A 25,142-nucleotide genomic window follows, 5' to 3' on the forward strand; every position below is an offset into this window, starting at 1 on the left:
AGCACCCGATTTCCCACTTAGGAGCACCCTGTGAAAATACTGTCCAAAATCCTGCTGTCCGGCCTCACCGCCGCAGCGCTGTTGACCGTGGCCGGTTGCGCCACGGAGAGCAACCGCGCCATGCCGGTGGAGCAAGTCGCCAGCGCCAACGTCGCCTATTCCGGCGTACGGGTACCGATTGCCGTGGGCAAGTTCGACAACCGCTCCAGCTACATGCGCGGCATCTTCTCCGACGGCGTTGACCGTCTTGGCGGCCAGGCCAAGACCATCCTGATCACCCACCTGCAGCAGACCAACCGCTTCAGCGTGCTGGACCGCGACAACATGGGCGAGATCTCCCAGGAAGCCGCGATCAAAGGCACCGTGCAGAAGCTCAAGGGCGCTGACTACGTGGTGACGGGCGACGTGACCGAGTTCGGTCGCAAAGAAACCGGCGACCGCCAGCTGTTCGGCATCCTCGGCCGTGGCAAGACCCAAGTGGCCTACGCCAAAGTCGCGTTGAATATCGTCAACATCAGCACCTCCGAAGTGGTGTATTCCACCCAGGGCGCCGGTGAGTACGCGTTGTCCAACCGTGAAGTGATCGGCTTCGGCGGCACCGCCAGCTACGACTCCACCCTCAACGGCAAGGTCCTCGACCTGGCCATGCGTGAAGCCATCAACCGCCTTGTCGACGGCATCAACGCCGGCGCCTGGAACCCACGCAACTGATCAGCAGCACCTCAAGGAGCAGTACAAGGATGAGCAAGGCAGTCAAGTTGGCGCTGGTGCTGACAGCAGTGGCGACGGTCGCGGGGTGCCAGACGGCGCCCCAACCCCTGTATCAGTGGGAAAGCTACCAGCCGCAGGTTTACGAGTACTTCAAGGGCGAGCCCAAGGAGGCGCAGGTCGAGGCGCTGGAGCGGGATCTGCAGAAGATCAACGCCAGTGGCCGCAAGGCCCCGCCGGGTTACCACGCCCACCTGGGTATGCTGTACCTGAGCATGGGCAAGGATGACCAGATGGTGCAGGAATTCCGCACCGAGAAAGCGCTGTTCCCTGAGTCCGCCTCGTACATGGACTTTTTGCTGAAAAACGCCAAGACCGGAGTCGCCACCAAATGAGCCTGTTGAAACTCACTGGCGCCTTGCTGGCCCTGGCCTTGCTCGGCGGTTGTGCAGCCCCCAAGACCATCGATTACACGGCCTATAAACAGGCACGACCGAAGTCGATCCTGGTCCTGCCGCCGATCAATGAATCGCCCGAAGTGCAAGCGTCCTACAGCATGGTCTCGCAAGTGACCTACCCGCTGGCCGAAGCCGGCTACTACGTGTTGCCGATCGCTCTGGTCGACGAAACCTTCCGCCAGAACGGGCTGACCACCGCCAATGATATCCAGGCGGTGCCACCGGCCAAGCTGCATGACATCTTTGGTGCGGATTCGGCGCTGTACATCACCGTGACCAATTACGGCACCAAGTACATGCTGATCTCCAGCGACACCTCCGTGACGGCCTCGGCCAAACTGGTCGACCTGCGCACCGGCACCACCCTGTGGACCGGCTCAGCGCATGCGTCCAGCGAGGAAGGCAACAACAACGGCGGCGGTATCGTCGGCATGCTGATCACGGCGGCGGTCAAGCAAGTGATCAACAGCTCTACCGACGCGGCGCACCCGATTGCCGGTATCACCAGTGCGCGCTTGCTGTCTCCGGGCCAGCGTGCGGGGATTCTGTACGGTCCGCGCAACCCGAAATACGGTACTGACTAAGCCAGTACGCTGCACAGCTTGAAAAGGGCCCTCCGCGACCAGGCTGTCGGGGAGGGTTTTTTGGTTCAATCCCTGTACGCATCCTGCTTTACCAGACCATCGACATCTTCGGGTTTAATCGGTCGGGTGCTCTTCACCAGGAAATCGGTTCTACCGTTGCCGGTGAGGTCCACGCCAATGAAGTAACGGCCCGTTTGAGTGTTGTACTTCACCACCGTATCGCCGATACGACCGGTGTAGGCCTTAACCAATGTGAACGGCGAGCCAGCATCTTTGCTCACACTGGTCAGGTCGATCCTGTCCGTGCCACTGACAAAGTCCTTGAGCACTCGGGCGTTGTGGTAGGTCGAGTCACTGGCTTTTTCAAAGGAGAACCGTGCGTTGCTCGGCGTGGGGGCCGGCGTTGGAGTGACGGGCGGCGTTACCTGCGTGTCGGGGTCTATGCGGGTGTCACGCCTGTGGCGCGTTTGCGTTGGGGTGCTGACAATATCCCCTGCCTTGACCTGCCCTTGGGTCTTGATCAGCAAATCGGCTTTGCCATCGCCGGTCAGGTCGATGGAGACCGAGCCGGTCTGGCTCTTTTCATCGTAGGTCAGCACCGTGTCGCCGGCTTTGCCGCTAAAGCTGTCGACAAATGCCAGTGCCGGCGTGTTGGCGCTCTTTAAGGCGGCATGTACGTTGATAGTGTCGGTGCCGCTGGTGAAATCACTGATCGTATCGGGTGCTTGTGGCGTGGAGTCGCTGGCTTGGTTGTAAATGAAGGTATTCGCGCCCCCGCCGCCTCGCAGCCGGTCAGCGCCCCCACCCCCGGTGAGCTGGTTATTGGTGGAGTTGCCGATCAGCGTGTCCTGGCCTGAACCACCAATGGCATTTTCGATGATGCAGTCACGGGCGATGGAAAGATTTCCCTGTAGCCCGCCGACATCGGAAAACGAGCCGGCTTTGAGGTTGATCACTTGGTTAGCGTTGTAGCCTGACATATCCACAGTGTCGTTGCCTGCGCCGTCCCAAATGCAACCGACGAATTTGTCCCGGCTGGAACCGAGTGTGTAGTAGTCGCGCTGGGTGTTGGAATTGAAACCGTACGTGTTGTCTTCCTTGCGAGTCTCTCGATTGACACCGTATTTTTTTTGGATGGCGGTGATGTCATCCATCATGGGGGCCTTGGGTTTGGCTCCGAGATTTTTTCCGCTGCTGCGATCGCCGAAGTAACTCATTACCGTGTGTGCGGTAGAGTCCTGGGCATAGGCGCGTTGGCTTTCACTAGCGCTGCCATTGTAGTTGCCGGGGTGGCTCAACCCCAGGGCATGTCCGATCTCATGGGTGATGACCACCCGTGTCGCCATCCGCCGGCTATAACGGGTCCTGCCACCGCCACGGCCATTGGGCGTTGGGTAGGTCCCGTCTGCGGTTGGGACGTTGGCAATCTCAAACGTTAACCGGCCCTCTGCTGCACCGCCGTTTTCGGTGAAGGCCAGGTTGGCCACATCACCCCAGGATTCAATGGAGCGCCGCGCTTCCTGCTTCTGGGCTTCGTTAAAACCGCCATTGTTGAACGAGTAGGAAATTTCGGTCTGGTTGTTTTTGTTCTTGTCTTGCCAGGAGGATGTTCTTTGAGTCAGTTGCGCGATCATTTTTTGTTCGTTGAATGATTGCTTTCTGATCTTGGCAATATAGGGGTCGTCTGGACGCTGGGTCGTGTCATCGGTATAGCTGTTGCGGGGGAGTGAGGCGTATTCGTTCCTGCTGTTACGAGGGGGGGCGAATGTGACGGAGTGCCAACGCGGTGCGGCGTCATGGGGCGGCGCGGTGTCCTGATGTTTAGGCACGGGTATGTCGGGTGGGAGAAGCGTGGAGGGGGCAGCCTGTATTTTCATTGTCGTGAGTCTCTAGGCGTGGCTCGGCTTTATCCTTGTTCAATGTCTGTAGGCAATGTCCGTTTGCTGATCGCTAAGTTCGCATTGGCGTTATTGCCCTGCCAATTGCCCATGTGTTTCCTGATCAGCGTCAACTGAACGCATTCATATGGCGTTGCGACGATTAGTTTGTTGGTTCGTGTGTGGCTTCCACCCAAGGCCTGAGCCAGAGCGGGTGTGTTTTTGTTTAGGTAGCAATTGGTTTCTAAAAAGCCATACGGACAAGTAAAGAAAGACTTATGGGGTTACTTGGGAACATATTTTCTTTCCAATTGAAAAAAATCTTCGCTGAACCCGAATACGACATGTCGTGCGTCTGATGCTATGAACGCATCATTCATGCCTGAGGTTCAGCCCTATGTTCCGTCCTACTTCGCACCTCATATGCCGTGTAGCACAAGGCGTTGCTGTGACCGCACTGGTGACGCTGGCCGGGTGTGAGCGGCCCTCGTCACGGGACACAGTCAGTGCAGACGCCCTTACTGTCGAGTCGCAAGACTTGCCCGCTACCACCGAAGGCGCTTTGGTCAAACGCGCTGCGCCGCCCGCGCCCCTGTCGTCGCGCCTGATGCTGAATGAACTGGTGGCCAGGGAATACCGCAGCGAACCCCGCGAACAGTACGAAAACCTGCCAGACAACCCGGTGCATCGCGTGGCTGAAACGCCGGTGTCAACCCTCAGTGTGGACGTCGACACCGGAAGCTACGCCAACGTAAGACGCTTCCTCAATCAAGGTAGCCTGCCGCCCGAAGGCGCTGTGCGTCTGGAGGAAATGGTCAACTATTTCCCCTACCACTACGCACTACCCACCGACGGCTCGCCCTTTGGCGTAACCACCGAAGTGGCCGCCACACCGTGGAACCCTCACACCCAGTTGCTGCGCATCGGCATCAAGGCCTCCGACCGCGCTGTGGCGCAACTGGCGCCGGCCAACCTGGTGTTCTTGGTGGACGTGTCCGGCTCCATGGACCGTCGCGAAGGCTTGCCCCTGGTGAAAAGCACGCTGAAATTGCTGGTGGACCAGTTACGCGATCAAGACCGTGTTTCTTTGGTGGTCTACGCCGGGGAATCCCGTGTAGTGCTCAAGCCTACTTCGGGTCGTGACAAAGAGAAGATCCGCAACGCCATTGATCAACTCACTGCCGGCGGTTCAACGGCGGGTGCATCCGGCATTGAACTGGCCTACCAGATGGCCCGCGAAGGGTTCATCGACAAGGGCATCAACCGCATCCTGCTAGCGACCGACGGTGACTTCAACGTGGGCATCAGCGACTTCGACAGCCTCAAGCAAATGGCGGTGGAGCAGCGCAAAAGTGGCGTTTCCCTGACCACCCTCGGCTTTGGTGTGGATAACTACAACGAACACCTGATGGAACAACTGGCCGACGCCGGTGACGGCAACTACGCCTACATCGACAACCTGCGCGAAGCGCGCAAAGTACTGGTGGACCAACTCAGTTCGACCCTGGCGATCGTAGCCCGGGATGTGAAGTTGCAGGTGGAATTCAACCCGGCGCGTGTCAGCGAATATCGCCTGCTGGGCTATGAAAACCGCGCTTTGAAGCGTGAGGATTTCAACAACGACAAGGTCGACGCGGGTGAGATCGGTGCAGGGCATACGGTAACCGCGCTGTACGAAATTGTGCCCAAGGGCGAGAAGGGTTGGTTGGAACCTTTGCGTTACGCGGCTGTGCCGGCCGCCGAGGATAAATCCGCAGAGCTGGCGATGCTGCGTGTGCGCTACAAGCCGGCGGCGGGTGGCGACAGCCAGTTGATCGAGCGGCCCATCAGCACTGTGTCGAGCAAGGCCAGCGATGACCTGCGTTTCGCGGCAGCAGTGGCGGCCTTTGCCCAACAGCTCAAGGGCGATGGCCGCTACACTGGCAGCATGCGCCTGCAGGACACTGCCGCATTGGCCCGCTCGGCCCGCGGCGACGACCCGTTCGGGCTGCGCAATGAGTTTGTGCAACTGGTGGAATTGGCGCAGAGCCTTAAACCTGCGGCCAAATCCCCCCTGTAGGAGCGAGCTTGCTCGCGAAGAACTTAAGACCAACGCGGTAAACCAGGCTTGACCCAATAAGGAGTTCGCCACCTACATGCCCGCTCCAGACAATTTACCCAGCGACGAATCACTGCTGGCCCGCTACCGAACCGGCGACAGCGCCGCGTTCGAAGCCCTGTACGCCCGGCACCGCCAGGGCCTGTACCGATTCCTCGTGTCCTTGAGTAACAAGACCGAACTGGCCGAGGAAATCTATCAGGAAACCTGGCTCAGCCTGATCCGCAGCGCCACCCAGCCACAAGGCCGGGCGAGTTTTCGTACATGGTTGTTCCAGATCGCCCGCAACCGCTTGATCGATTACTGGCGCAAGCACGGCATCCACAACCCGCTGCACGACAGCTACGACGAGCAACTGCACGCCCAGGCCGACGACAGCGCCGGCCCCGAGCAGCAGCTGAGCCTGAGCCGCGACCAGGCGCGGCTCGACGCCGCGCTGCAAGACCTGCCCGAGGACCAGCGCGAAGTCTTCCTGCTGCGCTTGCACGGTGACCTCGAAGTCCCGCAAATCGCCGCCCTCACCGGCACCCCGCTGGAAACCGTCAAAAGCCGCCTGCGTTACGCCCAGCAGAAACTGCGCCGCCTGCTGGCCGAGGAGATACCCGCATGACCGACTCCCGACACACCCCGGACCCCGACGACGTGCTGCTCCAGCACATGCGTCAACACAGCACCGGCGAGCCGCCCGCGTCCCTCGACGCCTTCATCCTCAACGCCGCCCGCCGCGAAGCCCCGGCACCGCAGCCGAGCCTGTGGCAACGCTGGCTGCAAGCCTGCCAACGGCCACGCTGGCAGTTGGCATTCGCCACGGTTGCAGGCTTGGCGCTGATGATCGGCGTGGTGATGCGCTCGCCTGTGCCGCAGCCCGAAATCTCCACGGCGACCTTCTCTGCGCTGCATGAGCAAGCCGCCCCTGCCGCTGCGCCACCGATGTCCGCGCCGGCGCCCGTGGTCCGACTGGCCATCGCGCCTAAGGCCGAAAGTGCGCAAGTCATGGGCTCGATGGCGGATGAGTCGAGCGCCAAGCTGAGCAAGCGCGCGCCGGTGGCATTGCCTTCGTTGGAAGAGGGGTTGCAGGAGATTGTGAACCTGCGCCTGGCAGGGGAGAGCAAAGCGGCGGATGAAAAACTGCTGGCTCTGCACAGGCGCTTTCCCAATGAAGATTTGCCGGAGCGGTTGGAGGTGCTTAAACGGTAATGCTGAACAGCTGAATCTAAGCGACGGTTCGGTGTTGCCGTCTATTTGAAAACAGTCCTCACCCGCCTGCGTGGGCGAGTGAGGGGCCTCGGGCAATTGTTGCTGCATCGCGGGCTACTGTATCAGTGGCTCAAGATGGGATGTGCGGAGGCTTACGATGAATCAGATAAATTGGTTTTTCCTGTCATCCACGCGCTGGGGATCCAGAATATCGAGGACGTCGTCATAGCTTTTCGACAGTGGCACCTGGTCGTCGACCTCTGACAGTTCCGATACCTTCCTCCTGACTTGGTCCCAACCAAAGGAAAATCTGTCCACGTCAGCGGGAATCTCTTTCAGGAGATACTCCGGGGCAGACTGCCACAACAACACATAGGTCGCGGCATCTGCTAATTCGGGTGTTGTTCGGCCTGTATCTACCAGATGCTGTTTTAGCCGAGAGAACATATTGGTTGCTTTTGTGTCGGAGGGGGTTTGTCCTCGTGAGTTGAAATCAAATCCAGCTATTTCACCTGGGTCGCCATGTACCCCTTTGGTCAATAGAACAGTGAGTGCGGTGCCCGCCCAACTCAGTTCAGACTTGCCGGGGAAAAAATCGCCAAATTCCTCCCGCAGCTTTAGACCCATTTCCTTAGCCAGGGGAGTCTGAAGCAGTTCATCCAACCCATAGCTTGGTTGGCCTTGTTTGGCGTTCCAAGCATCGTCTGGTACCTGGGCGCGAATAGCATCAAGAGTAGGTGGCGGCTTCAACTGTTGAAGGGCGTTGTACATTTCCACGTACATTTCGTCGTGCATTTTGGCATTAAGAGGGGCCGCCGAATTACCCTGTACGTGTTGCGCTGTGCCTGTAGGGGCGTTTTCATGACGGCTCCTGGTGGTGGAATAATCCGGTAGTGAACGGGTTGGGAGCTGGCTGTGAATCGATGTCATTCGTGTAATTCCTGAGAAATGGGGAAGTGCGTGTTGGCGACCATTTGACTCGATGCTCGCTAACAGCAATTAGTCTGTGAGGATTAGACCTGCTTCGGTTCCTTCACCCATATCTCTAGATGTATGAGAATTAGACGATGAATGTTGTAGTTCCTATCTGTTTTTAATAAGGGAAGTACGGTGCTGAGGAGCGCCCACAAAAAAGCCCCAGGCCTTTCGACGTGGGGCTTTCTCATCATATGGTGCACCCGGCGGGATTCGAACCCACGACCCCTGCCTTCGGAGTCCTAAAAGTCGATGTTTAGATTCAAGACGTTAGCCGGGATGAGCTAGGAAATCAATGAGTTTTGATAGCTAGGGTTAGCGAAATTTCGCCATGTTTAGCGGGGCGAGTGTGGCAAATTTGTGGCATTAAAGTCGCACTGACCGTTAACCAAATCCCCCTGATGCTGATGATCCATATAAGTGAAGCTTCTAGTCGCTTCCCGATCTTTATTCGTGCGCCCCTTGCCGCCTGTACATCGATTTTTGCCATAGGTGAAGCGCTGTTGGAGGTCTGGCTCACCCAGGCATTTTTTCGCTGCTCACGTCATAGGAGCCTATTAGGCAAAAAAGTTGGTTAACTTATGGCTTAGGCCCGCAGATATGAGTTAATAACGTCGGATAGCTACCTCATTGGCTCGCTTACACCGACCTCCCGGTGACGACGCTACGGCTGACAGCGTATGGTGAAATACGGCGGCTGAAAGCTGGTCGGACGTTCTATATCACGAAGCTGCACCTTTGCGGCCTCCAAGCATCAGCACGTCGCGATACACCCGGACAGTGGCGGCACACATCTGTTCGGCTGTGAATAATTGGTCGAAGCGAGCCTTGGCCTGGGTGCCGAAGCTCTGGGCTTGGTCAGCGTTGTTCCACAACCTGCGGAGCGCTTCACGCAGCGCCAGCGGCGACGCGGGCGGCACTGCCAGTCCTGTTTTTTCGTGGATATTGACGTACGTAGTGCCGGTGCCTATCTCGCAGGAGATCAATGGCTTGCCATACATTGCCGCTTCGAGCAGCGAAATACCAAACGCTTCAGATCGCAAGTGGGACGGGAAAATTAGTGCATAGCACAATTGCAATAAGCAGGCTTTGTGTTCGTCGTCCAACCTGCCCAGAAAGTGAACATTGCGCAGCCTCAAGCGCTCAGCTTGGGCCTTGAGTGCCTGCTCTTCTGGCCCGCTGCCAATGATTACCAAAGGATAGTCCACGCTCTCGAGGGCGCTGAGCAAGCTGTCTAGGCCCTTGTAGTAACGCAACACGCCTACGAATAGGAAAAACTTTTCGGGAAGTAGCTTACGCCAGTGAGCCGTGCGTTGCTCCGACACCTGCGGATAAGCCGACCGATCCAACCCGTAGGGCACCACCACTGTTTTGTTGGCAAATGGCTTAAGTGCCTCACTTGTACGCTGATAGTTGGGCGATGCGACTAGGATGCGGTCCATGCTACCCAGCATTAGCTTCATCAGTGGCGTATAAAGCTTCAGCAGAGAGCGCTGCTTAATGACGTCTGAGTGATAGCTGAGTACAGTTGGTTTGCGATGGCGGGTAGCAAAATGAACGACGTCCATCCAAGGCCAGGGAAAGTGGAAGTGTATAAGATCCGCCTCCGCAGCCATGGCCTTGAACGTTGAAAACACTTGCGCTGAAAAGCCTGTAGACGCCAGGTGGAAGTTCTCGTTGGCCCGCGTAACCGTATGGTCGGCGATCTGGATGCGCGCTGGCGAGGGGGTCCTGCTCAGCGTGAGGACCTGACCCTCCACACCGAAAGCGCGACTGCCCTGGCAGAGTTGATACATCACCTGCTCGATTCCGCCCGTGGTGTCCGGATAATATGTCTTGAAGAAATGAAGAACGCGCATAGGGGCCCATTGGTAATGCTGAGGTCTTGCTGGTCGGGAATCAGACTGATTTTGTCAGGCTGCCTTCAGGCGTAAGCCTCACACCCGGCTAGAGGTACAGAGGAAACCCAGCGAATGTAACTTCCGGTGAGTATATCGCCAACAGTCATAAGAAAAAATTCTAAAAAAAGAACGTACAAACCACCCTTCATTTAGGCGGTTTTTTCATTTAACAAGTGAAAGCCAGTGTTACACTCCCGCGCCTTTCAATACCTGTGGCAGTTAGGTAACCATGCAAAAATCTCATGAAAACAGCTTGCAGGCTGCGCTGAAAGCTTGTAAGAGCAGTTTCATATCGGTCGGCATTTTCAGCATGTTTGTCAACGCCCTAATGCTAGTTCCTACCTTCTACATGTTGCAGGTTTATGGACGAGTCATAACCAGCGGCAGCTTGACCACGCTGTTGATGCTAACCCTTATCATGACCGTTCTGATGGTAACCATGGGTGCGCTTGAGCTGGTACGTTCGCGCATCATGGTGCGCGTCAGCACCAAGCTCGACATCCTGTTAAGCCGTAATTTGTACCGTGCCAGCTTTAAGCGCGCTCTGGAAAGCGGCGGCATGGACGCTTCAGCTCAGGCTATGAACGACTTGACTGGGCTGCGCCAGTTTATGACCGGGACTGGCCTTTTCGCTTTTTTCGACGCGCCTTGGCTGCCGATCTACATAGCCGTAATGTTTATGTTCCACCCATGGTTTGGCTGGATGGCTATAGGTTGCGCCATCATCCTCACGGTTCTGGCGGTCGTAAACGAGCGTCTTACCGGCAAGCCATTGGCCGCCGCCAACAAAGAAAACATCGCCGCCAGTCTGTACACCAGCAAGAACCTGCGCAATGCCGAAGTCATCGAGTCCATGGGGATGCTCGACACCCTCATCAATCGCTGGGCCCAGCGCCAGAAAAAGGTGTTGATCCTGCAGTCGGTCGCCAGTGATAAAGGCGGCGCAATGACCAACGTCTCCAAGACTTTCCGCATGTTGGTGCAATCACTGATCCTGGGGCTGGGCGCGTTTCTGGCGATCGAACACGAACTCAATCCCGGCTTGGTGATTGCTGGTTCCGTCCTGCTGGGGCGCGCCCTGGCGCCCTTGGATCAAATCATCGGCAGTTGGAAAGGTTTCATTGGCGCACGTGCCCAATACGCTCGTCTCAGTGAAGTGCTCGCCAAACAGCAAAGCGAACCTGAACGCATGGCATTGCCAGCGCCGTTGGGCAATATACTGGTGGATAACCTGTTCATCACCGCGCCAGGTGGCAAAACGCCAATTATCAAAGGTATGAGTTTCTCGGTGCCAGCAGGCCAAGTAGTCGGGATCGTGGGCCCCAGTGCTTCGGGTAAATCCACTCTTGCACGGGCGCTTATGGGGATCTGGCAACCGCAGCATGGCGTGGTCCGACTCGACGGTGCCGATATTGCCAACTGGGACAAAAGCCAGTTGGGGCCCTACGTAGGATACTTGCCCCAGGACATCGAACTGTTCGAGGGCAGCATCAGCGAAAACATCGCGCGTTTCTCTGAAATCGACCCGGAGGAAGTTATCAAGGCGGCCCGCATTGCCGGCGTGCATGAAATGATCCTGCTCCAGCCCGACGGGTATGACACGGTCATTGGCAGCGACGGTGTCAACCTGTCGGGCGGCCAGCGCCAGCGCGTTGGCCTGGCACGTGCCTTGTATGGCTCGCCGCGGCTGATCATCCTTGATGAGCCGAACTCTAACCTCGACGAAACGGGTGAGCAGGCGCTCGCGCAGGCAATCACTCAGATGAAAGCCACTGGCTCAACCGTTTTCGTCATTACCCATCGAACCAATATTCTCTCGCAGGTTGACCGGCTAATGGTGATGAGCGGTGGGGGTATCAGTCTGTACGGTCCGCGTGATCAGGTCATGGTTGAAATCAACAAGCAACATCTCGCCGCTCAACAACACACCGCCCCGGCGGCATCAGGCGCCGCGCCTATCCGCGCCTGACAGGAATAATGTCGATGACTTCGAATGCATCTGCTACAACCGCCCATCAATTTGACGGGGTCCCGGTATCGGACAAAAGTGTGCGCCGTGTAGGTTTCTGGATTGTTTTCCTGACCTTCGGCGTCTTCGGCTCTTGGGCCGCTTTCGCGCCGCTTGACAGCGCAGCCTACGCGCCAGGCGTGGTCACGGTGCAAAGCTACCGCAAGACCGTTGAGCACTTGGAAGGCGGTATCGTCAAAGATGTGTTGGCTCGTGATGGCGACATCGTCAAGCGCGGCGATCCGATCGTGATCCTGGACGATTCGCAGCTTAAGGCCGAGTACGAAACTACTTACAGCCAGCTAATCGCGTCGAAAGCCATGGAGGCCCGTCTACGCGCAGAGCGTGACAATCTGTCGACTATAGACTTTTCCGCCCTGCTGCCGGCCAGTACGCCGCGTGGGCAAGAAGCGCGCGACAGCGAAACCCAAGTCTTCAACGCCCGTCGCGGTGCGCGCTTGGGTGAGGTGGCAGTGCTCAAAGAGCGCATTGGCCAGTTGAACCAGCAGATCAAAGGCACCGAGGCCATGATCGGCACCAAGCAAAACTTGGGAAAATCCTACACCGGCGAGATCAGTGAGCTGGACGAGTTGCTCGCCCAGGGCTTCGTCGACAAACAGCGCTTGCTTGAACAACAACGCAAGCTCGACATGCTCAAATCGGAAATGGCCGACCACCGATCGTCCATTACCAAGACCCGATTGCAAATCAATGAGACCGAACTGCAGATACTGCAGATCAACAAAGACTTCAACTCCGATGTGGTCAAGCAACTGGCCGAGGTGCAAACCAAGGCCTATGACCTGCAGGAACGCACGACAGCTCTCAGAGACCGCCTGAGCCGGATTGTCATTCGCGCGCCTGAAGACGGCATGGTCATCGATATGAAAGTCCACACTATCGGCGGTGTGATCCGACCCGGCGCGCCCATCATGGACATCGTACCGTCGGTATCCAGGTTGATCGTCGAAGCTCACGTTCCGCCCGTGGATATCGACCGTATCGGCGTCGGCAAGCTGGCAGACATGCGTTTCAGCGCGTTCAGTGCTGCGACGACGCCGGTTATCGAGGGCGAAGTTATCCAGGTGTCTGCCGACCGTATGACCGAAGAGCGTACCGGCCAGCCGTATTATCTAGCTCGCGTGCAAGTAACGGAGGCAGGTCAGCACAAGCTGGGCGACCGCAAGCTGCTGCCCGGCATGCCCGCCGATGTACTGATCAAGACCGGCACGCGGACCATGCTGCAATACATTCTGCAGCCTGCACGCAACGCTATCTCCCAGTCGATGATCGAGGAGTGACCGTGCGCCTTTTGTCATGTTTGATATTGGGCATGCTTGCGGTGCAAGTGCAGGCGGCAGAGCCCAAAACGGCTGAGCCGAACAGTCCCAAACCTGAAGCGAAGAGCGTCAGTGCCAACCTCTACTCCGCTGACTTGTTGCAATTGTACGGCGAATCGCGCCTGGAAGACCCGCGCGTACTCGCCGCTTATGCCCGCAAGCAGCTTGGCGCGGAGCAGGAGCGGGAAGCGTTTGGTTCATTGTTGCCGCAAGTTACGGCCAGTGCGGGCGCCAATCGCATCAAGCAGGTCAATGAACAGGTAAACCAGATCTACAATAGCGAAAACTACAGCATCGGCCTCAGCCAAGTGCTGTACAACAAAGCCAGCTGGGAGAATTACAAGAAGTATCAGAGCATGGCAAAGCAATCGGCGTCAGAGGCAGATGAAGCTCAGGCCGAAGCCACCGTAGATTTGGCACAACGATATTTCGCAGCCCTTGCGGCGGATGACGAGCTGGAACTGGTCCAGGCCGAGCGTCGCGCCACCCAGAAAAACCTCGACCAGATCGAAGCGATGTATAAGCGACAATTGGCGATGATCACCGATCTGCTCGACTTGCGCGCGCGGGTCGATTCGCTGGCGGCCCAAGAGGTTGACGCAAGCAATCAGGTGCGTCTGAGCCGCGCTGCGCTCTCAGAAATTGTCGGCCGTCCGGTTACCGAGCGTCTGAGTCGTGTGCGCAACGATGTGCAATTGAAGGTGTCCGAGCAGAGCCTTGAAAGCTGGGTGCAATTGGCCCAGACCCAGAACCCCAATATCCAAGCCAACCTCAGCGCCGTTGAAGCTGCCGAAGCCGGTGTGCGCGGTGGCAAGGGCGGACACTACCCGACGTTGAGCCTGAACCTTAATGCTCAGAACACCAACGAAGGCTACAATAATTCCCTGGCTCCAAAAACGGACAGTTATGTAGCGGGGGTCCAGCTGTCTGTCCCTATCTACAGCGGCGGGTCTACCTCGGCGCGAGCCCGGGGGTTGTACCAACAGCAAGTCACCGCTGAGCAGCAACTGGAGGCGGCGCGGCGCCAGGTAGTCAAGGAAACCATTAATGCATACCTGACCGCAGATTCAAGCGTCGAAAAAATTCGTGCCAATCGCAACGCATTGGCATCGGCCGAGCAATCCAGAGTCGCGTCGGAAAAAGCCTTCAAGTACGGCGTAGTCAACGCCGTTGACGTGCTGACGAGCGTCCAAAACGAATTCAAGGCGCGCCGTGACCTGCTCAAAACGCAATATGACTTCATTACCAATTTGTTCATTCTCAATCGCTGGGCCGGGAAGCTGTCGTCCGAAAGCGTAAAGAGCGTGAATGTATGGCTGAGCAATAACAGTAAAACTGAGCCAGTCCTGGAGCGGGAAACTACACAATGACGAGCAATCAAAAGAAAGCCATCATCACTGGCATCACCGGGCAGGATGGCGCCTACCTGACCCAACTGCTGCTGGAAAAAGGCTACAAGGTCTGCGGCACATACCGTCGCACCAGCTCGGTTAATTTCTGGCGCCTGGAAGAAGTTGGCGTGCTGAACCACCCCGACCTGGAACTGGTCGAGCACGACCTTACCGACCTGTCTTCAAGCATCCGTCTGATACAGCACGCAGCCCCCGTCGAGGTTTATAATCTGGCGGCGCAGAGTTTCGTAGGTGTGTCCTTCGACCAGCCCCTGACCACCGGTGAAATCACCGGTCTGGGTGCCGTCAACTTGCTCGAGGCGATTCGCATCGTTGACCCCAAGATCCGCTTCTACCAGGCGTCCACCTCCGAAATGTTCGGCAAAGTCCAGCAGGTTCCCCAAACCGAAGCGACCGACTTCTACCCACGCAGCCCTTATGGAGTGGCCAAACTCTATGCGCATTGGATGACCATCAACTATCGCGAATCCTACGGCATCTTTGGTTCAAGCGGCATCCTGTTCAACCACGAATCACCGCTACGCGGCAAAGAGTTCGTGACACGCAAAATCACAGACGCGGTTGCACGGATCTCGCTTGGCATGCAGAAGGTGCTGGAGTTGGGCAACATGGATGCGAAGCGCGATTGGGGCTTCGCAAAGGAATACGTCGAAGGCATGTGGCGCATGTTGCAGGTCGACGATCCGGACACCTTCGTATTGGCTACCAATCGCACTGAGACTGTGCGTGATTTTGTAACGATGGCGTTCAAAGCCGTCGATATTAGCCTCGATTGGAAAGGCAGTGCCGACAACGAGCATGGTATAGATACCAAAACTGGTAAAACCGTCATCCAAGTCAATCCCAAGTTCTACCGTCCGGCTGAAGTTGAATTGCTGATAGGCGACCCGGAAAAAGCAAAGCGAGTTCTGGGCTGGCAAGCCCAGACCAATTTGGAGCAGTTGTGCCTATTGATGGTCGAAGCTGATCTTAAACGAGCCAAAAACGGCAACTCTTTCTGAGACGGCAACAGCGCGGGTAGACATGACTAAGTCCATTCTTCTTACAGGTTCTAACGGATTTACTGGCAAGGCGTTGAGTAGTGCTTTGTCCGCAAGAGGCTTCGTTGTCACTGAGCTTAGCGGACCTAAAAGCGAGGCTCCTGGGAAGATCTCATGTGACTTGAGTGACCGGGACGCACTTTTCCGGGCCTTGAACGAGGTGCAGGTAGACTGCGTCATTCATCTGGCCGCAATTTCGTTCGTTGCCAGCGCAGACGCTCAAGCGTTCTACCGCACCAATGTTGTTGGCACCTGCAATCTGCTGGACGTCATGGCCGACAAGCGACCTAAACAGGTAATCATTGCGAGCAGCGCCAATGTGTATGGCGTGCCGATCAGCAGCGCGCCGCTTTCAGAAGAGAGCCCGCTACTGCCGGTCAACCACTACGCTTGCAGCAAATTGGCCATGGAGCACATGGCGCGGACTTTCCAGGGTTTACTGCCCCTCGCCATCGTGCGCCCTTTCAATTACACCGGGGTCGGCCAGGAAGATCACTTCCTCATTCCCAAAATAGTCATGCATTTTGCCAAAAAAGCGCCGTTCATCGAACTGGGTAACCTGGATATCAGTCGCGACTTCACGGGCATAGACGATGTAGTAAGTGCCTACTTGACGCTCATTGATAGCCACGTTCATGGAGAAACCCTCAACATTAGCAGCGGCGTGTCTATTAGCCTGCGCGAGATCATTGATGAGTTGCGGCAGTTGAGCGGTCATGATCTTGAGGTTCGCAGCAACCCTGGTTTTGTGCGTAGCACTGATATCAGAACGTTATGTGGTGATTCTGGGAAACTTCAGAGTCTGACCGGTTGGAAGATCACCCAACCGATTCGTACAATCTTGAAAAGCATGCTTGATGCTGCCTCCGGACGCTGATCGGCAATGGGTTTATTGAGATTCCTATTGGCCAGTTTAGTGCTCATGAGCCATTTGAGTATCGGCTTTCATGGATACAATCTTGGCGTTATGGCGGTGATTGTCTTCTATCTGCTGGCTGGCCAAGTAGTGGTACGGCTCTGGGCGCGTATGCGCACGCTGCCCAACTGCATAGCCGTATTCGCCCGCGATCGTCTACTTCGCATACTGCCGCAGTACTTTGTAGGCATCGGGCTTTCCACGCTAGTCTGGCTCTATTTTGGCCCGAGTTCGGAGTTTTTGCCGCTTCACCCTTCCGTCTGGGACTGGTTAGCAAATCTTACTGTGATTCCGCTTAACTTCTTCATGTACACCGGACTGACGAGCTTTATGCTGATCCCGCCCGCTTGGTCGCTGGGTGCGGAGTTACAGTTTTATCTGCTTACGCCGATGTTGTTCAGCTGGGGCACCTGTCGCTTGGGACTGATTTTCCTGGGCAGTTTTGCCGTATTTCTCTTGGCCCAGACCGGTACGCTACATACTGACTACTATGGCTACAGGCTTTTGCCTGGCATTTTGTTCATTTTTCTCCTGGGGTCGGCGCTTGCTGAGCAGTCGCCGTTGTACCCCCAAAATTCCCGTCACTGGGCGGGGTTGTGTGTGGCATGGGTGGTGATGGGCTTTTACGCTCTTGCGCTGCTGGTGACTCGCGATCACCAACCATTCCGGCTTGAAGTGGCGCTAGGGCTGGTGGTGGGTTTGCCGCTGATCCTGATGCTACAAAAAAAAACCAGTCCCCGTCCGTGGCTCAAGCTGCTTAATAGAAGGGCCGGGGAGCTGTCATTCGGCATCTTTCTTTATCACTTCCCAGTGATCTGGACCCTTGAGTCGCTTGGCCAGCCTCATACCGGGTTGGCCGCATTTCCCTCCGTCATGGTATTCAGCACCCTGCTTGCAGCGGCGGGTCATTGGTGCGTTGAGCGACCTTTGTGGCGATACTTGCGCCCACGGGTACTTGTCTGAACTTTATTAGGAAGCAAACGTTGACAAACGCACTGCAAGAACTGTGGCGAACACGGCACTTTATAAAAAGCGCGGTTCGAAACGAGTTTGCCACCCGTTTTGCCCGCAGCCGGCTGGGCGGGTTATGGATGATCATTTATCCTCTCGCCCAGATCGTTATCTACGCGTTCATTTTGTCGGCCGTTATGGCGGCACGCCTGCCCGGTATCGCCGGTACTTACTCTTATGCGATCTACCTGACCGCGGGAATTCTAGGGTGGTCATTGTTTACCGAGGTCTTGAGCCGAAGCCTGGGCGTCTTTATCGATAACGGCAACCTGCTCAAGAAGATGGCGTTTCCCCGGCTTGCTCTGCCGGTTATCCTTGCAGGCAGCTGCCTCATCAACAATCTGCTTTTGCTGCTCGTCAGTCTTGCGGTGTTCGCCTGCCTTGGTCATTGGCCGGGTATGAGCATTTTCTGGCTGCCCCTGCTCACGCTGCTCACCCTGTTTCTGGCCTTAGGTCTGGGGTTGAGTTTGGGCATTATCAATGTGTTTTTGCGCGATGTGGGCCAGGTCATTCCCATATTCATTCAATTCGGTTTCTGGCTGACGCCTATCGTCTACGTCATGGCTATGATTCCACAAAAATTTCAGTTCATTCTCTACCTCAATCCCATGACTGGCATTATTCAGGCGTATCAAAGCGTGATGGTATTCGGCCGTATGCCGGACTTGATGCTATTGATATATCCCGTTGTATTCACCTTGGTCATGGGTGCTCTTGCCGCCCAGTTGTACCGCCGCGCGGGTGATGAAATGGTGGATGCGTTATGAGTGCTGTATTAAAAGTAGAAGGTGTGGGCAAGGCATACCGCACCTACCATCGGGAGCTTCACCGTGTGTTGTCATGGTTCGGCTGGCGCGTCAAGCCGAAGGCCGAGGTATGGGTGCTGCAAGACATCAACTTTGAAGTCCAGGCCGGTGAGGCCGTGGGTATCATCGGTCAAAACGGTGCAGGCAAAAGCACGCTGCTCAAAATCATCACCGGCACGTTGAAAGCCAGTGCCGGCCATGTTGAAGTCCAGGGTAAGATTGCCGCCATCCTCGAGCTGGGCATGGGGTTTCACCCGGATCTGACCGGTCGCCAAAATGCTTATCATGCAGCTAGCCTGCTCGGATACACCACTGAGCAGATCACCGCTATCATCGAAGAAATCAAAGAGTTTGCCGAAATCGGCGATTACTTCGACCATCCGGTGCGCACTTACAGCAGCGGCATGCAGATGCGTGTGGCGTTCGCGGTGGCGACCGCTTACCGGCCGGAAATCCTGATCGTCGACGAAGCACTGTCGGTAGGAGATGCCTACTTTCAACACAAGTGCTTCAGCCTGATTCGCGATTTTCAAGCGCAAGGTACCTCGCTTCTGTTTGTCTCCCATGACAGCGCAAGTATCCAGTCGCTATGCAATCGCGCCGTTCTGTTGCACAAGGGCAAGTTGCTGAAGGTGGGCGCGCCGCAGCAGATCATTGACCTGTACAATGCCAGTCTGGCTGATCCAGACTTGAAGCATACACGTCTAAGTGGCGACGCCAACGGTGGCGGCATCCGTTCTGGTACGGGCGAGGCGTTAATTGATACGGTTCGACTGCTGGACGCTCAAGAGCAGCCACTGGATACCGTCGCCACCGGTGAGCCGGTCAAACTATGCATCGTCATTGATGTACACAAAGCCATTGACGAGTTGGTATGCGGTTTTGTCATTCGTGACCGCGCGGGTAACTGGATTTTCGGGATCAACTCCAAGGATTATGGCAAAGACTTGGCAGGCTTGCAGCCAGGACAAAAGCTGGTCCTATCCTTCGGCTTCGACCTCAACTTGGGCGAAGGCACCTATAGCGTCAGCGTTGCGCTTACCCGCTCGCACCGCTCCCATGTTGAGAAGAACTACGACTGGTTGGACCTAGCCCACGTGTTTAAAGTAGTCAACGTGCACAAAAAACACTTTGCCGGCCTTGCTTGGCTGGATGCCCATGTCGAACTGACTTCGTTGTCAGATGGCCCCAATAAAACTTTGGATCATGTCAATCCATGAAAAAGCTGTTGAGAACGATCTATTTGAAAATTCGCGACCTGCCTGTCATTGGCGCATTGGCGCAGCAAGTGCTTGCTTTCGTCCGTAATCGCAATCAGGGTGCCACGCGAGCAGTGAACTGGGAACAGGCTCAACAGGTTGGCAGCCTTGCCGAGCGTCTTGAAGTCGTCGAACAATTGGTCAAGGCTCAGGCGAATGCCATCGCGGGGCTCAATAACGCAAGCAAAAACCTTAAGCGCGAGCAGCTTGAGTGGAAGTCTGCGTTGGGCAAGTCTGAACGGCATCAAAGTGCGCGAACAGAGTTCGTGCGCGACGAGATCATGTTCGAGCTGCGCAAGGTGCTCAAGGTCAAACCCTCCGCAGCCCCAGGTGAAGGTGCGAAGCAGTCAACAATCCCGGCGCGCATCCTGCCCCATGTACAACTTGGCAATCAGCCCGTTCGGATTAACGTGGGTTGCGGGCACATTCCTCATCCGGACAAGCTCAATGTCGATGTGCGTGAATTGCCTGGCGTGGACATTGTTTCTGGCGCCGAAAATCTGCCATTTGAACCCGACACAGTGGAACTGATTTACGCCGCACACCTGCTGGAGCATTTCCCGCGCCGCTACCTGCTCGATGTGCTGCTGCCGCACTGGCATAGCATTCTCAAAAGCGACGGCACGCTGCAGTTGGTGGTGCCGGATTCTCAGGCCATGCTTGCCAGCTACCAACGTGGCGAGATGAGCTTTGATACCTTTGCCGAAGTCACCTTTGGCAAGCAGGACTACGACGGCGATTTTCATTACGCCATGTACAGCCCGGACACTCTGAGCCAACTGTTGCGTGAGGCGGGTTTTGGACACTTGGAAGTGCTGGCGGCTGATCGAGTTAATGGTGATTGCCGAGAAATGGAAGTCACTGCGAGGAAGTTGGGCGCATGAAAATCAGCTTGGTCGTCAACACTTACAACCGCATGCACACGCTGCCCAATACATTGGATGCCCTGCAGTATCTGCGCTATCCCGATCTTGAAGTCATCGTTGTGGATGGGCCTAGCACCGACGGCACGCTGAGCTATCTTAACGACAACTGGAAAGGCAAAGTCAAAATTGCCACGTGCCCCGCGGCCAACCTGTCCATGTCACGTAACATCGGCATTGACCAAGCCTCGGGCGACATCGTCGCGTTTATTGATGACGATGGCATTCCTGAACCCGACTGGCTGAATGAGCTGTCCCATGCCTACATCGACCGCACGGTCGGGGCGGCGGGCGGCTTCGTGCGCAACCACACCGGCGTTGAGTTCCAAACCCGCTACATCGTCAGTGGTCGTAACGGCGAATCCGAAGTGCTGCTCAACCATCCAACCGATGTGCCTCACGCTAAGGCCGGCGCGTTCAAAGTACCGGGCATGATCGGCGTGAACTCCAGCTTTCGGCGTAGCGCATTGCATGAGGTGGGCGGTTTCGATGAGCAGTACGCCTACTTCCTCGACGAAACCGATGTAATTTTCCGTATGGTCGACGCCGGGTACGACATCAAGATGATGCCAAGCGCCGAAGTCCATCACAAATACGCACCCAGCCACATACGTAACGAAAAAGGAATCGCCCGCACCTGGCTGACCATCGCCCGCAGCACTGCTTACTTCTGCTTGCAGAATGCCACGCCCGACATGGCGCTGGGCGAAACGTTCTACACCGTCGAGAAACACCGTCGCAAACTTCGCACCCATACACGCTGGGCAGAAGAAACCGGGCTGCTGCCGCCAGTAGAAGCCAAGCGCATGTTCCAGGAAATCGAAGACGGTTTCGACGCCGGCATCCAAGATGCCTTCAGTCATCCGTGGCGCAAAGTCGTGACGTTCAATCCCGACCAAGCCTGGCAAGCGTTTCTGCCGCTGCTGGCTCCAAAGCAACGGTTGCACCTCGCCTTCACCACCACCCTTTACCCGCCTAGCGACTGCGGCGGTGTGGGCGTAATAATTTACCAGATGGCCACCGAACTGGCGCGTCAAGGACATGAAGTTACTGTCATGACCTCCGCACAGGTGGGCATGCCGCATACCGTGGATTTCGAAGAAGGCGTGTGGGTCCATCGTCTTCCGGGCGGCGCGAGCGCTATTACACCGCCCGATGGCATGCCATACATGCCGCCGGGTGTTAGCCACAATGCCGTGAATATCCTCGCCGAGTTGGAACGGGTTAGTGCCCGCCGCCGCTTTGACTGGGTGGTCGGCACCATTTGGGACCTCGACACTGCGGCGATCATCGCCAGTAAGCGGTTCAAAGTTGCGCTGTACCTGGTGACCAGCTACCGCTTGATGCAAGACAGCAAACCGGAATGGACCCCTGACAGCAGCTACTTTAAAAACCACGTTCAGCCGATGATCGAAGCCGAGAAGTGGGCGCTGAACAATGCTGACCTGATTCTCACCAGCACACAGGCCATCCGCCGCGATGTGGAGCAAGCCTATGCCTTGCAATTGGCCGATGAGCGAGTGCAACTGCATCCGTTTGGCATGCGCGCAGGTACTGCAACTCCAACAGTTGGGGATGGCAACATCGTTAAACTGTTGTACCTGGGTCGGTTCGAAACGCGCAAAGGGATCGACATTCTGATGCAGGCATTGCCGGCGCTGCTGGAGGCGCACCCAGAAGTGCACGTCACACTCGCCGGTGACAACCGTTTGCTGGGACCAGACGGTCGTACGTATCTACAGGCGTTCCAGCAGGAAAACGCTGGTGCTGCGTGGATGTCTCGGGTCGAAATACCTGGTCTAATCGACGAGCAACGGCTGCAACAGGTCTATGCCGACTGCGACATTTTCGTTGCGCCGAGCCGATACGAAAGTTTCGGCTTGATTTACCTGGAAGCCATGCGTTATGGCAAAGCATGCGTCGGTTGCAGCAGCGGCGGTGTTGTCGAGATCGTGCAGCACGGTGAAACCGGCTTGCTGGTGCCGCCGGAAGATGTTCATGCCTTGCACGATGCACTTAAGCAGCTAGTGCAGTCGGCCGAACTGCGTCGCCAATACGGTGAAGCCGGTTTGCGTAGATTCGAAGAAAGCTTCACCCTAAGCGCTTTCGCCACTCGTTTGGGTCTGGCCCTACAAGAGCGTCTTGAAGATCGGAAATCCCGCTCAGGAATCTAAGGTGCAAAGAAGCCTCTTGTTCCCTTACCTCAGATGAGCCGGATTAATGCCACTCGGATGAGGTGCGATCATTTCTATCAAAGCGCGTGCGATGCTAAAGATAGGCGACTACTCGTGGCGATTTGACAGTATTTGTAGAAAAAATTTGCGCCGTGAAAGAACCGCATAGTGGCCGAATACCAGCAGCCGACAAACGGGAAAGTCGCCACGAGTTCGCCTGAACCCCTTGTTTTTCGGGGGGCATTGCGCTTGCGATGGAGGCTTATGGTTATTTAAAAGCCTATCAAAAGCTTTTTTTTAATGAATCTTCCTACTTCCAAGCCGCTCATAGACTACGGATTGATTGGTTGCAGGCTACATAACCTGTGGGCATAATCCTACATGCTTCGGCTACGGTCGGGCTACTGAGCTCAGTATTGCAGTGAACCTTAAGGAGTTACATTTTCATGGCTACCGCTACTAACGCACAAAAAATTGCTGGTCTGTACGCTGCTTTTTTCGAACGCGCTCCAGATGCAGCCGGTCTGTCCTACTGGGAAGGCCAGTTCACAGGTAACGCTACCGTTAACACCATCGCTGTTCAATTCGCAGCCAACCCAGTGTTCGCAGCCACCTACGGCTCGCTGACCGACGTTCAATTCGTAAACGCTGTTTACCAGAACGTATTGGGCGCTGCCGGCGACGCTGCTGGTGTTGACTACTGGGTAAGCCAGCTGAAAACTGGTGGTGCTGACGCTCGCGCTAACTTCGTTGCGCAGTTCGTTAACGACGCACTGACCGTTGACGTTGCTTCCTTCACCAACCTGACCGCCGAAGAGCGTGCTGTTGCCCAGGGTCGTCAAGACACCCTGACCAACAAAGCCAACGTTGGCCTGCACTTCGCTGAGAAGTTCGGTGCTGCTTCGAACATCACCGCTACCGGTGACATCACCCAAGATCCTGCGTACCTTGCCGCTCAAGCAGCTATCAAGAACGTAACTGCTGATCCGGCTACTGCCGCTGCTGCTGAAGGTCGTATCGACATCGCTGTCGGCACTTCTGATCCAGTAGGCTCGCTGGTAGGTCAGAACTCGGCTCTGACCGCTGCCCTGTTTGACTTGCAAGCTAAAACTGTTGCTGAAGCACAAGCGCTTGAAGCTCTGGCTCTGGCCGATAACGCTGCTGACGCCGCCCCAATCACTGACGCTGCTTTGCTCGAAAAGTTCGTTACTGATTTTGACGATGCTGCCGCACTGGCCGCAGTTAGCGACGCTAACTCTTCGGTAGCTGATGCTCAGAAAGACGTTGCAGATTCTACCAATGCTCTGACAGCCGCTCGTGCTTTGAACAGCGACGTGGCTCTGAAAACTGCTGCTACCCAGGCGCAAACAGCTGTCGATAATGACTCCGCTGTCAAGGCTCTGCAGGTTACTGCTAACAACGCTAAGACTGCACTGGCTTCGACTACCGATCTGGCTGTACTGACTGCGGTACAGGACGCTCTGAGCGCCTATGTTAAGGCAGGTGGTCTGGTTAGCACTGAGCTGAACGACACCACTAATGTCACTGTTGGTGATCTGGTCAACCAGGTTAACGCAGTATTGAACTTGAAAGTTGGCGTTGACGGTGATGCAGCCTTTATCGCGGCTGCTCAGAAAACGCTGGTCGAGAATTTCCTCGATGGCGCCGACAATGCTTTTGTAGTTCCTGTTAGCACTCCTGCTACAGCCTCTGAAACCGCTCTGCAAACCGCTATCACCAAAGCTGAAGCTCGCGACGCGGCTTATGATGCTTCTGTGAAAGCTGACCTCGCATTTTCCACCGAAGGTTCTGGCAAAGGCGCTGCACTGCTGGCCGCTGAAGCTGCAGTCACTGCACGTGATGGTCAGATCAAAGCTGTAGCTGATGCGGCTGCTGCCGTGACGAAAGAGCAAGCTGATCAAGTCAAGGTCGTTGCTGCTTACGACGCGCACACTGCTGCTTCGGATAAAGTTGTTGCTGCTGAAAAAGCTATCGCTGACCTTGGCTACAACGTCGGCACGCTGACCCCCGGTAAAGACCTGTTCGTAGCTGATGCTGCAAAAGTTGGCGTTGCTGGCACCGTTACTATTGGTGCTGGCTTCGCCACCGGCGACGAGCTGTTCATCGGTACTCAGTACAAGTTCGGCGGCGCCACTGACGCTACCAAAACTATTAGTGACCTGTACGCAGCCGGTAACGCTAGCGCTCTGGAAGTATTCTTCGAGCAGAGCGGTGCTAACACCATCGTTCACGTCGAAGCCAAGGCTTTCGCCAACGCCGGTGCTGCACCTGCTAACGATGTTGCAAACATCGTACTGACTGGTGTTAACGCCAACACCCTGACCTTCGAGAACGGTTTCGTTCACGTAGCGTAAGGATTTCTCGCTGACCTTCGGGTTTGCTTGAAATAAAAAACCCCGGCTTCGGCCGGGGTTTTTTGTGGGCGGTTATCACG

General features: G+C 56.2%; 20 protein-coding genes. 17 read left to right on the forward strand and 3 right to left on the reverse strand.

Annotated features, from left to right (window positions below; all coding sequences use genetic code 11):
• Nucleotides 1-30 precede the first annotated feature (30 nt).
• The 3 genes from CI807_RS07275 to CI807_RS07285 are packed head-to-tail and all read left to right on the forward strand — an operon-like array spanning nt 31 to nt 1,750.
• On the forward strand, nt 31-711 hold the full coding sequence (locus CI807_RS07275) for a CsgG/HfaB family protein (RefSeq protein WP_095014199.1): 681 nt from the start codon (nt 31-33) through the stop codon (nt 709-711).
• A 29-nt stretch (nt 712-740) separates the two neighbouring features.
• On the forward strand, nt 741-1,103 hold the full coding sequence (locus tag CI807_RS07280) for a DUF4810 domain-containing protein (RefSeq protein ID WP_016976662.1): 363 nt from the start codon (nt 741-743) through the stop codon (nt 1,101-1,103).
• Nucleotides 1,100-1,750 carry a DUF799 domain-containing protein gene (locus CI807_RS07285; protein ID WP_016976661.1) on the forward strand — a complete coding sequence of 217 codons (651 nt, stop codon included), beginning with the start codon at nt 1,100-1,102 and terminating at the stop codon, nt 1,748-1,750. The genes CI807_RS07280 and CI807_RS07285 overlap by 4 nt, the downstream gene beginning before the upstream one ends.
• A gap of 65 nt (nt 1,751-1,815) precedes the next feature.
• Here CI807_RS07285 and CI807_RS07290 read toward each other — a convergent pair whose 3' ends face one another.
• Nucleotides 1,816-3,579, reverse strand: coding sequence for a M10 family metallopeptidase C-terminal domain-containing protein (locus CI807_RS07290; protein ID WP_256578729.1), 1,764 nt, complete (start codon nt 3,577-3,579; stop codon nt 1,816-1,818).
• Nucleotides 3,580-4,024: 445 nt separating this feature from the next.
• Here CI807_RS07290 and CI807_RS07295 point away from each other — a divergent pair, with 445 nt between their 5' ends.
• The 3 genes from CI807_RS07295 to CI807_RS07305 all read left to right on the forward strand — a co-directional run bounded on the left by CI807_RS07295 (nt 4,025) and on the right by CI807_RS07305 (nt 6,922).
• Nucleotides 4,025-5,686 (forward strand): VWA domain-containing protein, encoded by a 1,662-nt coding sequence (locus tag CI807_RS07295; RefSeq protein ID WP_095014201.1) that lies wholly within the window; start codon nt 4,025-4,027, stop codon nt 5,684-5,686.
• Nucleotides 5,687-5,762: 76 nt separating this feature from the next.
• The gene (locus CI807_RS07300; RefSeq protein WP_095014202.1) at nt 5,763-6,335 is read left to right on the forward strand and encodes an RNA polymerase sigma factor; all 573 of its coding nucleotides are present in this window, start codon (nt 5,763-5,765) and stop codon (nt 6,333-6,335) included.
• Nucleotides 6,332-6,922, forward strand: a complete 591-nt coding sequence (locus CI807_RS07305) for a hypothetical protein (protein WP_095014203.1) — start codon at nt 6,332-6,334, stop codon at nt 6,920-6,922. The genes CI807_RS07300 and CI807_RS07305 overlap by 4 nt, the downstream gene beginning before the upstream one ends.
• A 162-nt stretch (nt 6,923-7,084) precedes the next feature.
• Here the strand turns inward: CI807_RS07305 and CI807_RS07310 are convergent, their stop codons facing one another.
• Together CI807_RS07310 and CI807_RS07315 are read right to left on the reverse strand one after the other, a co-directional pair.
• Nucleotides 7,085-7,852 (reverse strand): hypothetical protein, encoded by a 768-nt coding sequence (locus CI807_RS07310; protein ID WP_095014204.1) that lies wholly within the window; start codon nt 7,850-7,852, stop codon nt 7,085-7,087.
• A 767-nt stretch (nt 7,853-8,619) separates the two neighbouring features.
• Complete coding sequence (locus CI807_RS07315) at nt 8,620-9,756, reverse strand: glycosyltransferase family 4 protein (RefSeq protein ID WP_095014205.1); 1,137 nt, start codon at nt 9,754-9,756, stop codon at nt 8,620-8,622.
• A gap of 271 nt (nt 9,757-10,027) precedes the next feature.
• Here CI807_RS07315 and CI807_RS07320 point away from each other — a divergent pair, with 271 nt between their 5' ends.
• The 11 genes from CI807_RS07320 (at nt 10,028) to CI807_RS07370 (ending at nt 25,062) form a co-directional block, all read left to right on the forward strand.
• Nucleotides 10,028-11,767 carry a type I secretion system permease/ATPase gene (locus CI807_RS07320; RefSeq protein ID WP_095014206.1) on the forward strand — a complete coding sequence of 580 codons (1,740 nt, stop codon included), beginning with the start codon at nt 10,028-10,030 and terminating at the stop codon, nt 11,765-11,767.
• Between the two features lie 14 nt (nt 11,768-11,781).
• Entirely contained in the window at nt 11,782-13,107 is a 1,326-nt protein-coding gene (locus CI807_RS07325) for an HlyD family type I secretion periplasmic adaptor subunit (RefSeq protein ID WP_095014207.1), read from the forward strand.
• Between the two features lie 32 nt (nt 13,108-13,139).
• Nucleotides 13,140-14,516: a TolC family outer membrane protein gene (locus CI807_RS07330; RefSeq protein ID WP_095014208.1), complete on the forward strand. Its 1,377-nt coding sequence runs from the start codon at nt 13,140-13,142 to the stop codon at nt 14,514-14,516.
• Nucleotides 14,513-15,559 (forward strand): GDP-mannose 4,6-dehydratase, encoded by a 1,047-nt coding sequence (gmd, locus tag CI807_RS07335; protein ID WP_095014209.1) that lies wholly within the window; start codon nt 14,513-14,515, stop codon nt 15,557-15,559. The genes CI807_RS07330 and gmd overlap by 4 nt, the downstream gene beginning before the upstream one ends.
• Nucleotides 15,560-15,581: 22 nt before the next feature.
• Complete coding sequence (locus CI807_RS07340; protein ID WP_095014210.1) at nt 15,582-16,475, forward strand: NAD(P)-dependent oxidoreductase; 894 nt, start codon at nt 15,582-15,584, stop codon at nt 16,473-16,475.
• Between the two features lie 6 nt (nt 16,476-16,481).
• Entirely contained in the window at nt 16,482-17,477 is a 996-nt protein-coding gene (locus CI807_RS07345; protein ID WP_095014211.1) for an acyltransferase, read from the forward strand.
• Between the two features lie 20 nt (nt 17,478-17,497).
• Nucleotides 17,498-18,292, forward strand: coding sequence for an ABC transporter permease (locus CI807_RS07350; protein ID WP_095014212.1), 795 nt, complete (start codon nt 17,498-17,500; stop codon nt 18,290-18,292).
• The gene (locus tag CI807_RS07355) at nt 18,289-19,551 is read left to right on the forward strand and encodes an ABC transporter ATP-binding protein (protein WP_095014213.1); all 1,263 of its coding nucleotides are present in this window, start codon (nt 18,289-18,291) and stop codon (nt 19,549-19,551) included. Before CI807_RS07350 ends, CI807_RS07355 begins: the two co-directional genes overlap by 4 nt.
• A complete protein-coding gene (locus CI807_RS07360; RefSeq protein ID WP_095014214.1) occupies nt 19,548-20,474 on the forward strand; it encodes a hypothetical protein in 927 nt (308 codons plus the stop codon). The genes CI807_RS07355 and CI807_RS07360 overlap by 4 nt, the downstream gene beginning before the upstream one ends.
• Nucleotides 20,471-22,687: a glycosyltransferase gene (locus CI807_RS07365; protein ID WP_095014215.1), complete on the forward strand. Its 2,217-nt coding sequence runs from the start codon at nt 20,471-20,473 to the stop codon at nt 22,685-22,687. Before CI807_RS07360 ends, CI807_RS07365 begins: the two co-directional genes overlap by 4 nt.
• A gap of 446 nt (nt 22,688-23,133) precedes the next feature.
• Complete coding sequence (locus CI807_RS07370; protein ID WP_095014216.1) at nt 23,134-25,062, forward strand: DUF4214 domain-containing protein; 1,929 nt, start codon at nt 23,134-23,136, stop codon at nt 25,060-25,062.
• The last annotated feature ends 80 nt before the right edge of the window (nt 25,063-25,142 follow it).

The organism is Pseudomonas sp. NS1(2017) (assembly GCF_002269425.1).
Taxonomy (GTDB): Bacteria; Pseudomonadota; Gammaproteobacteria; order Pseudomonadales; family Pseudomonadaceae; genus Aquipseudomonas; species Aquipseudomonas reactans.